This window comes from Neobacillus sp. PVCKKU3, from assembly GCF_058323225.1.
In genome coordinates this window covers 1-15,643 of record NZ_JBLVQN010000035.1, presented here as the reverse complement: position 1 = coordinate 15,643, position 15,643 = coordinate 1, and the positions used below count along the sequence as shown (strand labels likewise).

The following is a 15,643-nucleotide window of genomic DNA, read 5'->3' as shown; positions in this document are numbered from 1 at the left end:
AAGATCCCCTCCACCGAACAAGCATAGATAGTATTATTATACATTAGAAAATTTTTGAAGTCGATAGCTCACTTCTGTCCTCGGCGCCATTTTTCAAAAATTTCTGCCATTTCTTCGCTAATCGGTATTTTGTAGAAAGGTTTTTTCTCTTGAATTTTTTTTACCTTTTTCTCAATTCCTTTTTCAATGGAGGACATTTCTATTTCTAATTCACGGGCTGATTTTCTTAAAGCACCCTGTCCAAAAATTTGCCATTGCTCTGTAAAATCAGAAGTGGCCACGTGAACTTGTGTTCTTCGATTACTTAAGCTGATCGCCATTTTTTCAATCCGTTCATCGGCTGATTCATTTTCCTTCGTAAAAATGACTTCAACCTTGTGATTTTCATACTTTTTTTCCGTTCCTTTTACATAATGAGCATCAAAGACTACGATTACCCGAAAGCCGGAAAAGGCCTGATATTCGGCCATCTTTTCCACCAATCGGTCCCTTGCTGCCGGAAGGTCCCGGTCTTTTAATGCTTTAAGCTCCGGCCACGCCCCGATAATGTTATAGCCATCGACTAGCAGGATATCCATATACTATCCCTCTAAGGTGTGCCGTTTCCGGTATACCTCATACATCAGCAGTGCCGCCGCAACAGAAGCATTTAAGGATGTAACATGACCCGCCATTGGCAGATGAATGAGAAAATCACACTTATCACGGATTAACCGCCCCATTCCTTTTCCTTCACTGCCAATCACAAGGCCAAGCGGAAGAGTTCCGTCCATTTGCCGGTAATCCTGTTCCCCCAACGCATCTGTCCCGGCAATCCAGACTCCCCGTTCCTTCAGATCATCTATCGTACGCGCCATGTTTGTTACCCGGACAACCGGTATATATTCAATGGCTCCTGTCGAAGCTTTGGCGACCGTTGCCGTTAAGCCAACTGCCCTTCGCTTTGGAATGATGATCCCGTGCGCTCCGACTGCATCTGCAGTTCTTATGATCGAGCCGAGGTTATGAGGATCCTCAATCTCATCCAGCAGTAAAAAGAAAGGAGGCTCGTTGTTCTTTTCCGCCGCCGCAAACAAATCATCCAATTCGGCATACTGATAGGCTGCGACATAGGCAAGGACACCTTGATGGTTCTGGTCAGTAATCTGGTCGATTTTTTTCTTTGGGACTAATTGCACGAGGACATTTCCTTCTTTGGCCAATTGGGTAATCTGCTGCATTTGCCCGCGTTGTGACCCTTCTGCAATTAAAATTTTATTGATATCCCGTTTTGATTTTAGCGCCTCAATCACCGGATTTTTACCCACGATGTATTCCTGTTCCTGATTCATGTTGACGTTCCTCCTTTCTTATTTTCCACATAGAAAAACGACTGGCGGACGAGTTCTTCTAGGCGGTCCTTCCTTCCCATTAAATATAAATAGCCGATTAACGCTTCAAAGGCTGTGCTGTATCGGTAAGTTTGAACATCGGTATTTTTCGGGACAGTTCCTGATTTCGCATTTCTGCCGCGCATAACAACCGCCATCTCCTCCTCTAGCAATAGCCCTTCATCCATCATTTGAAAAAGAATCTGGCATTGCGCTTTTGCAGAAACATACCTCGTCCCTTCTCTGTGCAGTTGATGGGGCCGGACCCGCCCGCTAAACAAGAGGTGACGCCTTACATATGTTTCATAGACAGCGTCACCCATGTAAGCAAGTGCGAGACTATTCAATTGGCTGGCATCGACTGTTTTATCGTAATCAAGCATTTAAATTAGCCTCTTTTCCACCTTGTACCTTGTGGGGTATCCTCTAAAATGATATTCATTTCCTTTAACTGGTCACGAATTTGGTCAGCCAATTGGAAGTTACGGTCCTTTCTGGCCTGAATTCGCTGTTCAATTAGGGCATCAATTTCTTCATCCAGTAATTCTTCTTGTTCAAAAGTCAGGCCAAGAACAGCAAACAGCTCTTCGAATTGCGCTGTAAACGCATCAATAACCTCTACCGCAGTATTTTTTTCCATGAGGTAATAATTAGCTAGTTTCGATAACTCAAATAAAACTGAAATGGCCTTGGCTGTATTAAAATCATCGTCCATCGCTTCGATAAATTCATCGCGGTGTCTGCTGATTTTATCAAGCCATTCTTGATTATTTTCCGTCAAGTTTGCGCTGTTCTCACGGCGGTGTTTTAAATTTTGGTAAGAGGTGGTTAACCGTTCAAGGGCTGCCGTTGTGCTCTCCAATAACTCCTGACTGTAATTGATTGGATTGCGGTAGTGAACGGACAGCATAAAGAATCGTAACACCTGCGGGTTTATCTGCTTAATAATGTCATGGACCAGCACAAAGTTGCCAAGTGACTTTGACATTTTTTCATTATCAATATTAATATAGCCATTATGCATCCAATAGCGGGAAAAAGTTTTTCCGCTTAACGCCTCGGATTGGGCAATTTCGTTTTCATGGTGCGGGAAGGTTAAATCCTGTCCGCCAGCATGGATATCAATGGTCTCACCAAGATATTTTTTCGCCATCGCCGAGCATTCGATATGCCAGCCTGGTCTTCCCGGACCCCACGGGCTCTCCCAGAAAATTTCCCCTTCCTTGGCTGCTTTCCATAAAGCAAAGTCCAGGTTATCTTCTTTTTTCTCGCCTACTTCAATTCTAGCTCCAGCCTGCAGTTCATCAATTGGCTGGTGGGAAAGCTTGCCGTACTCCTCAAAGTGGCGCGTCCGGTAATAAACATCCCCCTCAGACTCATAGGCGTAGCCCTTCTCGATTAATTGGCTGATAAAGTCGATAATAATGTCCATGTTTTCCATGACACGCGGATGGACATCTGCCTTTTTGCAGCCTAGTGCCAAAACATCTTCAAAATAGGCCTCAATAAACCGATTCGCAATCGTTGGTACATCTTCTCCGAGCTGATTGGCAGCGCGGATCAATTTATCATCGACATCCGTAAAGTTGGATACATATTTGACGTCGTAACCGCGGTATTCTAAATAACGGCGTACCGTATCAAATACAATTGCCGGGCGCGCATTTCCGATATGGATATAATTATAGACAGTTGGCCCGCAAACATACATTTTGACCTTGCCTTCTTCAAGGGGTACAAAGGTCTCTTTCTTGCGGGTAAGTGTATTATACAGTTGAATGGTCATTAACTTTTGTCCTTTCCTCTTTTAATTCTGCCAGTTCCTTTTTCATTTGATCCAGTTCCAGTTGCAAATCTTTAAAGCGATCCGCAACCGGGTCTGGCAAGTCGGAATGGTTTAAATCTTTCCCAACTCGAATGCCGTCTTTCATGACGACTCTTCCTGGAATTCCTACGACCGTGGAGTTCGGCGGAACTTCCTTTAAAACTACCGATCCGCCGCCGATTTTGGAATTTTCGCCGATGGTTATCGAGCCTAAAACCTTGGCACCAGTAGAGATGAGTACATTATCCTTAATAGTCGGATGACGCTTTCCTTTTTCTTTCCCTGTACCGCCTAGTGTGACCCCTTGATAAATCGTAACATTATCGCCAATTTCACAGGTTTCCCCCACAACAACGCCCATTCCATGGTCGATAAAAAATCTTCTGCCTATTTTTGCCCCCGGATGAATTTCAATTCCTGTGAAGAAGCGGCTTACTTGTGAAATAACTCGAGCAATGAAAAACAATTTTCTCTTATAGAACCCATGCGCCAAGCGGTGCGCCCAAATGGCATGAAGACCTGAATAAGTTAGAATTACTTCCAAATAGCTTCTTGCTGCCGGATCCTGGTCAAATATTACATCAATATCCTCCTTCAATGTTTTGAACATTGATACTCCCCCCTTTGTTTTATACCCCTTTTTATAAAATAAAAAACGCCTCTGTCGTAAAGACAGAGACGCTTGATTTTAACGTGGTTCCACTCTGATTAGGTCATAATGAATACAGACACAGAAACTGTGTGTACATTAATATGGCCTCACTCTACCTGTTAACGGAAAGGTTCCGCCCAAATCTACTCCAGAGGCAATCTGTTTCGAAGTGGGGCTCCGAGGTGCATTTTCAAAAAATGAGCGGCTTAAACCACTTTCAGCCGGTGATGGTTCTCTCTTTCAAGCATCATTTTTCTACTTTTCCTCATCAAAGCTTTAGCTCGTTTTATAATACTTATACTATATTACATTTTTTCTTGAATGTTAACTAATAATTTGCTTAATTCTATTTTGAACTTTCTCGCGGCCTAAAAGTTCAATCGATTTTGGCAGGTCTGGTCCATGGGTTTGCCCCGTCACAGCGGCCCGAATCGGCATAAACAGGTTTTTCCCCTTTTGCCCTGTTGATTTTTGGACAGCCTTCATCGCGGCCTGGATGCCTTCTGCCTGGAAGCTTTCAAGCTGATCAAGCTCCTGTGAGAAAGCCTTTAACACCTCTGGAACTTGTTCTCCACCCAGTACTTCCTTCGCTTCTTCTTCATAGTCTGCCTCGTCCTTAAAGAACATATCCGAAAGCTCGACGATTTCCGCGCCAAAGCTCATTTTTTCCTGAAGGAGAGAAACCAAAGTGCGGACCCATTGTTGTTCTTCCTCTGACAGGTTCTCGCTGACACGGCCAGCCTTGATTAAATGCGGCAGGGAAAGTTCCACTACCCGCTCTAGCTCTACTTTTTTCATATATTGATTGTTCATCCAAGCAAGCTTTTGTTTATCAAATAATGCCGGTGATTTGGACAGTCGCTCTGCATCAAAGATTTGAATAAATTCTTCTTGCGCGAAAATCTCCTCTTCCCCTGCAGGAGACCAGCCGAGCAAAGCAATAAAGTTAAATAATGCTTCTGGCAGATAACCTAATTCCTCGTATTGCTCGATAAATTGAATGATGGACTCGTCCCGCTTGCTCAATTTCTTACGGCTTTCATTCACAATTAGCGTCATATGTCCGAAAATTGGCGGCTCCCAGCCTAATGCTTCGTAGACCACCAGTTGCTTTGGCGTATTGGAGATATGGTCATCGCCGCGCAGAACATGCGAGATTTCCATGAGACGGTCATCGATAGCAACCGCAAAGTTATAGGTTGGCGTGCCATCCTTCTTAACCATTACCCAGTCTCCGCCAATCGTATCTGATTCAAAGGATACAGTTCCTTTAACCATGTCATCAAAGGTATACGTTTTTCCTTCCGGTACAAGAATACGAATGCTTGGCTTGCGGCCTTCTGCCTCCAAACGGGTGCGGTCTTCCGGAGTTAAGTGCCGGCACTTGCCGGAGTAATGTGCGGTTTCACCACGGGCAATTTGCTCTTCCCGTTCTTTCTCCAATTCTTCTTCTGTACAGTAGCATTTATAAGCCTTTCCATTCTCTAAAAGCTGCTTATAGTAGGTTTCATAAATATCGTTTCTTTCCGATTGGCGGTACGGACCATATTCACCACCGACATCAACACTTTCATCCCAGTCCATTCCAAGCCATTTTAAATATTTTAATTGGCTTTGCTCGCCGCCTTCAATATTACGTTTCTTATCAGTATCCTCAATCCGGATAATAAACTTTCCGCCTTTATTGCGGGCAAACAAATAATTAAATAGTGCCGTACGGGCATTCCCGATATGTAAATGTCCGGTTGGACTTGGAGCGTACCTTACTCTAATCTCATTTGACATCATAATGCCTCCACTTTTTCCATTTGGTTCTCATACCGATATATTTTATCACTTGGCAGAACCTCAATAAAGTCTAAACCCCAACCTTTTTTAACAAAACAACTGCCTGGGCCGCAATCCCTTCGCCTCTGCCAGGAAACCCGAGCTTTTCAGTTGTGGTTGCTTTCACATTAACCTGCTCCGGAGATGCCTCGAGAAGCTCGGCAATCCGCGCCTGCATCTCGCCAATATAGGGAGCCATCTTTGGTTTTTGGGCAATGATTGTACAATCAGCATTAACAAGCTCATATCCCTTTTCTTTCACGATTCCCCAGACACGCTCCATCAGCTTAGCCGAATCAGCGTCCTTAAAGTTTGGGTCGGTATCAGGAAAATGCCTTCCGATATCGCCTTCGCCAATTGCCCCTAAACAGGCATCGGAAACGGTATGTAATAATACGTCGGCATCGGAATGCCCCAACAGCCCTTTTTCATATGGAATCGTGATACCACCAATAATCAGAGGGCGTCCCTCGATTAATTGATGAACATCAAAGCCCTGGCCAATTCGAAACATAATTCAAACTCCTTTTTATCCAGCTCCAGCGCCTAGGGGCTCGGGGTCAGAAGCAAATCCGTCAAGAAGGTTAAAGAGCAACCTTCTTGACGGCTCGTTTTCTGCCTGTCGCCCCTGGTCAAGTCGCTTCCGCTTTTATATTTCTCTTTTTTAAAATCGCTTCTGCAAAAAATAAATCCTCTGGTGTTGTAATTTTGATATTATCATAATCGCCTTCCACCATCGCCACTGGATGTCCCAATCTTTCTACCAAACTGGCATCATCAGTGCCGAGAAAGCTGTCTCTTTCTGCTTTTTCATATGCCTGATGGAGGAGGGAAATGCGAAAAGCCTGCGGGGTATGCACTGCCCACAAGCTCGAACGTTCCACAGTCTCTGTTACAGTACCGCCCATGACTTTTTTCATCGTATCTTTTGCAGGCACGCCAATAATGGCAGCACCTTTCTCCTCTGTTACTCCCGTTAAACGGAGGATATGCTCTTTTTTGATAAACGGTCTGGCGGCATCATGAACAAGAATGATCCCATCGGTCTTGATGGTTTTTAACGCATTATAAATGCTGTGCTGGCGTTCAGAACCGCCCGGAACCATACTGACGGACTTTTTGATATGATGTTTATTGATTAAATCCGTGAATTCCTTTTCATCCTTTGGGTTTACCGCTAAAATAATGGCCTCGCAATCCTCATCATCCGCAAAAACTTTAAGTGTATGAATGAGGATTGGCACACCTTCAAGTTCAAGCAAAAGCTTGTTTTTCCCCGCTCCCATTCGCTTTCCGGAACCGGCGGCAGGGAGAATGACTTTGTAAGTCATATATAACACAATCCTTTTTTATAATGCTTTTTCTAAAAGCTTCGGTTTGGCAAAAATCATTCTGCCTGCAGATGTCTGCAGGACGCTCGTTACGAGGACATCAATTCGTTTGCCGATATATTCTCTTCCTTCTTCCACAACAATCATCGTCCCGTCATCCAAATAGGCAACACCTTGATGATATTCCTTACCATCCTTGATTACTTGAACAGTTAATTCCTCACCTGGAAGAACGACTGGCTTCACAGCATTTGCCAGATCATTGATATTCAAAACGGAGACATTTTGGAATTCACAAACCTTATTTAAGTTAAAATCATTCGTCACAAGAATACCGTTCGTTATTTTCGCCAGCTTAACGAGCTTCGAGTCGACTTCCTGAATTTCTTCAAAATCTCCCTCGTAAATCTCTACTTTAACTGCCAGCTCCTTTTGGATTCTATTTAAGATATCCAATCCTCTTCTGCCGCGATTGCGTTTCAACACGTCAGAAGAGTCTGCAATATGCTGCAATTCCTCAAGCACAAATTGGGGAATAACAATCGTCCCATCCAAGAATCCCGTTTGGCAAATATCAGCTACGCGTCCATCAATAATGACGCTTGTATCCAATATTTTTAAAGATTTAAATTCCGCCTTATCTGTTTCCTCTTCAGCGGTCTTTTTCTTGCCGCTGCCTCGGCCAAACAAACCGAGAAGTTCATCGCGTTTTTTAAATCCCACCTGGAATCCTAAATACCCAAATAACAAGGTCAATAGAATCGGGGCCACTTCATTTAAGATTGGTACTTGTACGGCATTTAGGGCAAAGCCAATCAAGAAGGCAACCAACAAGCCAAATATTAGGCCAATACTTCCAAATAAAACATCTGTAACAGGAATCTTTACTAATGAATCTTCCGCCCATTTAATAAAATTAATAACGTAATCTACTGCCCAAAAGGTTATAAGATAAAAAATAATAGCACCTAAAATAGCAGTGACATAGGAATTATTGATAAGTTGGCTATCATTTAGATGAAGTAGAACAAGTAATTGCGGCAAAAACAAAATTCCAAGCGTTCCCCCAGTAATGAGAAAGCACGCCTGCACAATTCGTTTTAACATTCCTTCACCTCCTCTTTTTCATTATAAACACAATAGGGAAATTGAAACGTTGCAAGTAAGAATATTTTTCCAAATTGTGTTGATTTTGAAACAAATTTGTTACGTTAAAATCTAGGGTAGCATCGAAAAATGGGAGTGTCAAATAAATGAAAAACATTTATTTTAACATAGCCTTTTAGATTTTTTCAATAGTTTTATAGATGGCGATCCGTATATAATCGCTCCTTAATTAATTTGAAGCCCTCTTTGATTTTATTCGCACGTATTTCCCCTATTCCCTCCACGTCATCAAGTTCTTCAACTGTTGCAGTCAGAATATTTGTCAGATTTCCAAAGTTATTGATAAGATTTTCGATGATGACACCAGGAAGCCTGGGGATTTTATTAAGAATCCGGTATCCGCACGGATTTCGGTATTCATCAAGGTGAACATAGCCGAGGTACCCCAATAGCCTTAACAAAACCATGTCGTCTATGGTCCCGCTCGCCGTCATAGTCTGCATCCGCTGCAGGACTTCGTTTGGTTTTACCTCTCTATCAAACGCATAGTCCTTCATAATCAGCATCATTTCTTCTTCCAGTTCTGTCAATATTTCATTCATCTGCAGCCGAATCAGCCTGCCTTCAGTCCCCAGTTCATACAGGAACCCCAACAGTTCATTTTTAATCTTTAAGACCATTTCGAAGCGGTGGAGGACAAGTAGAAAATCATTATAAGTAACAGAATCCTCAAATTCTAAAATACTTAAATTGGTAATGCTTTGCTCCAGGACGGATTTATACTTTTCCAGTGTTTGAATGGCCTGATTCGCCTTTGTTAAAATGACAGCTATGTCCTTGAGGGCATAACGAAAATTCCCCTGATACAAAGTAATAACATTTCTTCTTTGGGAAATTGCAATCACAAGCGCTTTTGTCTGCTTGGCGACCCGTTCGGCTGTTCTGTGCCGCATACCCGTTTCCGTAGAGGCAATATCAGTATCTGGGGCAAGCTGGGCGTTAGCAATCAAAATTTTATTTCCAGTTTCATTTAAGATGATTGCCCCGTCCATTTTCGCCAATTCATATAAAAAGCTTGGTGAAAAGGAACAATTAATTTCAAATCCCCCGTCGACTATCGCTTTTACTTTTTCGTTATAGCCAATCACAATCAAGCCTCCGGTATTGGCCCGTAAAACATTATCAAGTCCTTCTCGAATAGGGGTACCCGGTGCAATTAACTGTACTACATCATGAATGGATAGTTCCCCTGATCTTTTATTGTCCATCCGCTACCCTCCCAAAGCCGCCTTCAGCGCCTCGCTGACCGACGAAACACCGATGAGTTCGACACCTATTGGCCCATTCCAGCCACTAAGATTATTAGCCGGCAGGATAACCCGCTCAAATCCCATTTTGGCAGCCTCCTGAACGCGCTGCTCGATTCTTGAAACCCGTCTGACTTCTCCCGTTAAGCCGACCTCCCCAATAATACAATCTGTCGGCCGTGTTGGTTTGTCCCTAAAACTTGAAGCAATGCTTACGGCAATCGCCAAATCAATGGCCGGTTCATCCAATTTCACTCCGCCGGCTACCTTTAAATAGGCATCTTGATTGGCGAGGAGCATTCCGACCCGCTTCTCTAGAACAGCCATTAAGAGCGGTACCCGGTTGTGGTCAATCCCTGTTGCCATCCTTCTCGGGTTCCCAAAGCTGGTGGGCGAAATAAGTGCTTGGATTTCCACAAGAACAGGCCGGGTCCCTTCCATCGAAGCGACAACAGTCGATCCTGCCGCACCTCTAGAGCGCTCCTCCAAAAATATTTCCGATGGATTTTCGACCTCTTCAAGGCCAAATTCCTTCATTTCAAAAATTCCCATTTCATTTGTGGATCCAAAGCGGTTTTTTACAGCACGTAAAATTCGATAGGTATGGTGTCTTTCTCCCTCAAAATAAAGGACCGTATCCACCATATGCTCGAGCAGCCTAGGACCGGCAATCGACCCTTCTTTTGTAACATGCCCGACAATAAAGATGGCAATCCCTTTCGTTTTGCCAATTCTCATTAATTCAGCCGTACATTCGCGAACCTGAGAAACACTACCTGGTGCTGAGGTAACCTCCGGGTGGTAAACCGTTTGGATGGAATCGATAATGACAAAGCTTGGATTTGTGCTTTCAATGGTCCTGTTAATTTCCTCAAGGTTTGTCTCCGCATATACCATTAAATTTGGCGAGGCGATGTTTAACCGTTCCGCCCGAAGTTTGGTTTGCCGTAAGGATTCCTCACCGGATATGTACAATACTTGATGGTCCTTTTTTGCTAGCTGTGAAGATACTTGCAGAAGGAGCGTTGATTTTCCGATGCCCGGGTCGCCGCCAATTAACACCAATGACCCCTTAACAACTCCGCCGCCAAGAACACGGTTTAATTCCTTTAAGTCAGTATGGATTCTCGGCTCGCTGACCGTTTCAATCGAAGTAATCGGAACCGGTTTTGAAAGAATGCCTGAACCTCCCTGAGAATGGGCAAACGCTCCCCGTCTTTGCGCCCCGGTAACCTCTACTTCTTCGACCATTCGATTCCAGCCGCCGCACCCTGGGCATTTTCCCATCCATTTTGGTGACTCATATCCGCAGTCCTGACACATGAATTTTGTTTTTCGCTTTACCATTCTTGCTCTTCCTCTCTGTGCGAAAAAGACGTCCCTTACATGGAAAAAGAGGTACACGATTTTACATTATTTACGTGTACCTCCCTTGATTGGTTTCATCTTACATAATTATTTTGCCAAGCTCGTTTGCTCAGCTGATCTGACAACAAATTCACCATTCTCGACGTCAATAACAGCAAGCTGGCCGGTCAATAAATTTCCTTTTAGCAGCTCTTCCGACAGGCGGTCTTCAATATGTTTTTGAATGGCCCGTTTAAGCGGTCTTGCCCCATATTCAGGGTCATAGCCTTCTTCGGAAATTTTCCCTTTTGCCGCCGGTGTTAGTTCGATTTCTATTTTTTGTTCCTTTAATCGCTTAATTAACTGATCAGATAGTAATGTAACAATTTCCTCCAAATGCTTTTTCTCAAGTGCATGGAAGACGATTATTTCATCAATCCGGTTCAGGAATTCAGGACGGAATGCTTTCTTCAGCTCTTCCATGACTTTGCCCTTCATGTCTTTGTAGTCCTGGGCAGAATCCTGGATATTAAAGCCGACATACTTATTCCGCTTCAGGGCTTCCGCACCGACGTTAGATGTCATAATCAGAACTGTATTGCGGAAATCGACTGTTCTTCCCTTCGAGTCGGTTAAGCGGCCATCTTCTAATACCTGGAGCAGGATATTAAACACATCTGGGTGCGCCTTTTCAATTTCATCCAAAAGGACAACTGAATATGGCTTTCTGCGGACTTTCTCGGTTAATTGTCCGCCCTCCTCATATCCTACATAGCCTGGAGGGGAACCGACAAGGCGGGATGTCGAATGCTTCTCCATATATTCCGACATATCGATCCGGATCATCGCATCCTCATCACCAAACATTGCTTCAGCAAGGGCACGGGCTAATTCTGTTTTCCCGACCCCGGTTGGTCCTAGGAAGATAAAGGAGCCAATCGGCCGCTTTGGATCTTTTAATCCTGCTCTCGCACGGCGGACCGCTTTGGATACAGCCAAAACTGCCTCTTCTTGACCAATCACGCGAGAATGCAAAATTTCTTCTAAGTTAAGCAGTCTTGCTGTTTCTGTTTCTGCAAGTTTAGAAACAGGAATTCCAGTCCAGCTCGATACAACGCTGGCAATATCCTCAACTGTTACTTGATTATTTTCTTTGCCCTGCTTTTCCTTCCAGCTTTTCTTCGTTTCTTCAAGCTGCTCACGCAGGCGCTGCTCTGAATCCCTTAATGATGCCGCCTTTTCGAATTCCTGGCTTTGCACGGCTGCATCCTTTTCCTTCCGCACTTCCTCGAGCTTCACTTCCAGCTCTTTTAAGTTTGGAGGAGTGGTATAGGAACGGAGACGAACCTTAGACCCTGCTTCGTCGATTAAATCAATCGCTTTATCAGGCAGGAAACGGTCTGAGATATAACGGTCGGAAAGCTTTACCGCTGCTTCAATCGCCTCATCGGTAATGGAGACACGATGGTGGGCTTCATAGCGGTCACGCAGCCCTTCTAAAATTTGAACGGATTCTTCCGCAGTCGGCTCATCCACCCGAATCGGCTGGAAGCGGCGCTCTAAGGCAGCATCCTTTTCGATATATTTGCGGTATTCATCAAGGGTTGTCGCCCCGATACATTGTAGCTCGCCACGGGCAAGCGATGGTTTTAAAATATTGGAAGCATCAATGGCACCTTCCGCCCCGCCAGCACCGATTAATGTGTGCAATTCATCAATGAACAGGATGATATTTCCGGCTTGGCGGATTTCATCCATTACTTTTTTCAGACGGTCTTCGAATTCGCCGCGATACTTGGTTCCCGCAACTACGGTTCCCATATCAAGTGTCATGACACGCTTATCGCGAAGGATCTCTGGCACCTCATTATTGACAATCTGCTGGGCAAGGCCTTCCGCGATAGCTGTTTTACCAACCCCAGGCTCGCCAATCAATACCGGGTTGTTTTTAGTCCGGCGGCTCAGCACCTCGATTACACGCTGAATTTCCTTGCTGCGGCCAATCACTGGGTCAAGGCTGCCTTCCCTTGCGATGGCTGTTAAATCTCTTGCCAGGCTGTCAAGTGTAGGCGTATTGGCACTGGCAGATGCTCCGCCATGCTGCCCTCCGCTCTCATTGCTGCCTAATAATTGCAATACCTGCTGGCGCGCTTTATTCAAGCTTACCCCAAGGTTATTAAGGACTCGGGCTGCCACCCCTTCTCCCTCACGGATCAGTCCAAGCAGAATATGCTCTGTCCCGACATAGGAATGTCCTAGTTTGCGTGCTTCATCCATTGAAAGTTCAATTACCTTTTTGGCTCTCGGAGTGTAGTGAATAATCTGTGAGGCTTCCTGCCCTTTGCCAATTAAATTTTCCACTTCTTTTTGAATCTTATCTGAGCCTAATCCAAGTCCATAAAGAGCTTTAGCTGCAATCCCTTCACCCTCGCGGATTAATCCCAATAAAATATGCTCAGTTCCAATGTTGTTATGCCCAAGACGAATTGCTTCTTCCTGTGCTAAAGCTAGAACCTTTTGTGCTCTTTCAGTAAAACGGCCGAACATCATACTATCACTCCTCACCAATATTTTTAGATTCCATTATAAAACGTTCCCGAATTAATGCCGCCCGCCTTATGTCTCTTTCATGCGGTCTTAATGGTCCTCCAGCATATTGCTGAAGAAAACCAGGCTGCGTTAAAATCATCAATTCATTTAAGATGTTCTTTGATACATAATTTATATATCCCATATCTATTCCAAGACGAACATCCGATAAACACTTTGCAGCTTCCTTCGTTTCAATAATCCGGCTGTTGGTTAGGATCCCTAGGGACCTGAACACCCTGTCTTCTAATTGTATGTTCGAAGTTTTGCGTAATGCTTCACGTGCCGACCTTTCTTGTGAAATTAACTGGCTGACAACCCCCATTAAATCGCGGCACATGTCTTCTTCAGATTTTCCAAGGGTTATTTGATTGGAAATTTGAAAAATATTGCCGAGTGCTTCACTTCCTTCACCGTAAATTCCCCGAACCACAAACCCTAATTGATTGATGGCTGGAATAATCCGGTTAATCTGCTGTGTTAAAATTAAACCCGGCAAATGCATCATGACGGATGCCCGAAGGCCAGTGCCGACATTTGTTGGACAGCTTGTTAAATAGCCGTATTTTTCATCAAAAGCATACTGGAGATGAGCTTCAAGCCAATCGTCAATTTCATTGGCAGCATCTAATGCTTCTTTTAGCTGCAGCCCAGGAAATAGGCATTGAATCCGTATATGGTCCTCTTCATTAATCATTATACTAACTTCTTCATTTTCGGATAATAAAACGGCACCATATGGTGAATCCTCTGCCAATTGCGGGCTGATTAGATGTTTTTCAACCAAGACCCTCTTTTGCAGCGGCTGCATCTCATCTATTTTCAGCAATTCCAAATGCCCAAAGTTTCGAAGGCTGGAAGTTTGCAAAATGCCCTCCAGCTCATTAATAACCTGTTTGGCTTCCTCATGTGAAAAAAGAGTTGGGAATTTATATGCTTCCAAGTTTCGCGCCAAGCGAATTCTCGAGCTGAGGACAATATCGGATTCAGGCCCTTCCTCACTCATCCAGGAGCTGACCGCTTGATTTAAAAAACGTTCGAGCGACACCGTTATTCCCCTCCCTCATGACCAGCCGCTAATTTTTTCTCCAGCTGACGGATTTCATCGCGGATGGTTGCGGCTTTTTCAAATTCTTCATGAATAATAGATTCTCTTAACGAGTTTTTCAGTTCATCAATTTGCTTGCGGAGATAAATGGCCCCGCCAACTCTTTTTGGGATTTTCCCGTTATGGGTCCAATTTCCGCCATGAAGCCGCCTTAGAACAGGTTTTAATTGTTCTTTAAAGGTCTCGTAGCAGTGCGAACAGCCGAAGCGTCCTACTTTCAAAAACTGTGGAAATGTCATGGAACAATGGTGGCATTGCAGGATTTCTGCCTGTTGAAACGGGCTCTCGGTTGGCTGTTGAAATGCCGGGTCGAAATTTAATAAACCTGCTAATAAATTATTAAAAGAAAACCCTGATTCACCATTAAAAATAAACATATCGCCCTTTTCCTGAGCACACTTTTCACAAAGGTGCACTTCCGTCTTTTCACCATTAATAATTTTTGTAAAATGGAGTGCCGCAGGCCTTTGATTACATTCTTGGCAAATCATACTTTCACCCTCTGGCTATATTATTTATATTTCAAAGATGTTAACATTGCCTTTAACATTCTTGCTCTTAATTCATCCCGATATGGAAGTTCAATATACAAAACAGACCGATCAATTACGCTTAACATGATTTTAGCCTCTCTCTTTGTAATAATCTCTTCCTGAATAAGCCGGCCAATCACATCCTCAGCACTTGCTTGACTGCAACGGCTATGGATAAGTGACAGCAAATGGTCAATCAATTGGGCCGAATCATGAGACTGCACCTTAATAATCCGGATATATCCGCCCCCGCCCCGTTTGCTTTCCACGACATACCCCCGTTCAATCGTGAATCGGGTGTTAATGACATAGTTAATTTGTGAAGGAACACATTGAAATTTATCAGCAACCTCGCTGCGTTTGATTTCCACAATATCTTCTTCACTCATATCCAAAACCTGCTTCAGATATTTCTCGATAATATCGGAGATGTTTCTCATCTTCCCACCCCCTTGCACCATCTGACCTTGACTATATTTGACATTAATTATACTCAATTTTAATTCCAGATGCAACGATTCCCTATTATATGATTTTCTCCAAATCTCGCGGTTGCGAAACCTATGATTGATGGGAAAAAACTACTAAATTTGAAGGATTGTGATGCATGGGGACGGTTCTTGTGCATCACTCGCACTTTACAACAC

Annotated in this window: 15 protein-coding genes and 1 other annotated feature; all 15 genes read right to left on the bottom strand. The window is 43.8% G+C overall.

Annotated features, from left to right (window positions below):
* Positions 1–68 precede the first annotated feature (68 nt).
* Complete coding sequence (locus tag ACNQGS_RS20885; RefSeq protein ID WP_213148284.1) at positions 69–578, bottom strand: NYN domain-containing protein; 510 nt, start codon at positions 576–578, stop codon at positions 69–71.
* 3 nt (positions 579–581) lie between these two features.
* Complete coding sequence (rlmB, locus tag ACNQGS_RS20880) at positions 582–1,331, bottom strand: 23S rRNA (guanosine(2251)-2'-O)-methyltransferase RlmB (RefSeq protein WP_491489047.1); 750 nt, start codon at positions 1,329–1,331, stop codon at positions 582–584.
* The gene (locus ACNQGS_RS20875; RefSeq protein ID WP_464492250.1) at positions 1,328–1,753 is read right to left on the bottom strand and encodes a Mini-ribonuclease 3; all 426 of its coding nucleotides are present in this window, start codon (positions 1,751–1,753) and stop codon (positions 1,328–1,330) included. The genes rlmB and ACNQGS_RS20875 overlap by 4 nt, the downstream gene beginning before the upstream one ends.
* A 5-nt stretch (positions 1,754–1,758) precedes the next feature.
* On the bottom strand, positions 1,759–3,156 hold the full coding sequence (cysS, locus tag ACNQGS_RS20870) for a cysteine--tRNA ligase (RefSeq protein ID WP_491489046.1): 1,398 nt from the start codon (positions 3,154–3,156) through the stop codon (positions 1,759–1,761).
* Positions 3,137–3,805, bottom strand: coding sequence for a serine O-acetyltransferase (gene cysE / locus ACNQGS_RS20865; RefSeq protein WP_491489045.1), 669 nt, complete (start codon positions 3,803–3,805; stop codon positions 3,137–3,139). Before cysE ends, cysS begins: the two co-directional genes overlap by 20 nt.
* 61 nt (positions 3,806–3,866) lie before the next feature.
* Positions 3,867–4,128: a binding site (T-box leader), on the bottom strand.
* Positions 4,129–4,171: 43 nt separating this feature from the next.
* Entirely contained in the window at positions 4,172–5,632 is a 1,461-nt protein-coding gene (gltX, locus tag ACNQGS_RS20860) for a glutamate--tRNA ligase (protein WP_491489044.1), read from the bottom strand.
* A gap of 73 nt (positions 5,633–5,705) precedes the next feature.
* Positions 5,706–6,188, bottom strand: coding sequence for a 2-C-methyl-D-erythritol 2,4-cyclodiphosphate synthase (gene ispF / locus ACNQGS_RS20855; protein ID WP_491489043.1), 483 nt, complete (start codon positions 6,186–6,188; stop codon positions 5,706–5,708).
* Between the two features lie 118 nt (positions 6,189–6,306).
* Positions 6,307–7,005 (bottom strand): 2-C-methyl-D-erythritol 4-phosphate cytidylyltransferase, encoded by a 699-nt coding sequence (gene ispD / locus ACNQGS_RS20850; protein WP_491489042.1) that lies wholly within the window; start codon positions 7,003–7,005, stop codon positions 6,307–6,309.
* Positions 7,006–7,023: 18 nt separating this feature from the next.
* Positions 7,024–8,112, bottom strand: coding sequence for a PIN/TRAM domain-containing protein (locus ACNQGS_RS20845; protein ID WP_213148291.1), 1,089 nt, complete (start codon positions 8,110–8,112; stop codon positions 7,024–7,026).
* Positions 8,113–8,306: 194 nt separating this feature from the next.
* Positions 8,307–9,380, bottom strand: coding sequence for a DNA integrity scanning diadenylate cyclase DisA (disA, locus tag ACNQGS_RS20840; RefSeq protein ID WP_491489041.1), 1,074 nt, complete (start codon positions 9,378–9,380; stop codon positions 8,307–8,309).
* Positions 9,381–9,383: 3 nt separating this feature from the next.
* Positions 9,384–10,766, bottom strand: coding sequence for a DNA repair protein RadA (radA, locus tag ACNQGS_RS20835; RefSeq protein WP_213148293.1), 1,383 nt, complete (start codon positions 10,764–10,766; stop codon positions 9,384–9,386).
* A gap of 108 nt (positions 10,767–10,874) precedes the next feature.
* Positions 10,875–13,316, bottom strand: coding sequence for an ATP-dependent protease ATP-binding subunit ClpC (gene clpC / locus ACNQGS_RS20830; RefSeq protein WP_423800318.1), 2,442 nt, complete (start codon positions 13,314–13,316; stop codon positions 10,875–10,877).
* Between the two features lie 4 nt (positions 13,317–13,320).
* Positions 13,321–14,403 (bottom strand): protein-arginine kinase McsB, encoded by a 1,083-nt coding sequence (gene mcsB / locus ACNQGS_RS20825; RefSeq protein ID WP_491489040.1) that lies wholly within the window; start codon positions 14,401–14,403, stop codon positions 13,321–13,323.
* 2 nt (positions 14,404–14,405) lie between these two features.
* Positions 14,406–14,954, bottom strand: a complete 549-nt coding sequence (mcsA, locus tag ACNQGS_RS20820) for a protein-arginine kinase activator protein McsA (protein WP_491489039.1) — start codon at positions 14,952–14,954, stop codon at positions 14,406–14,408.
* Between the two features lie 20 nt (positions 14,955–14,974).
* Positions 14,975–15,436 (bottom strand): CtsR family transcriptional regulator, encoded by a 462-nt coding sequence (locus ACNQGS_RS20815; protein WP_213148297.1) that lies wholly within the window; start codon positions 15,434–15,436, stop codon positions 14,975–14,977.
* Between the last annotated feature and the right edge of the window lie 207 nt (positions 15,437–15,643).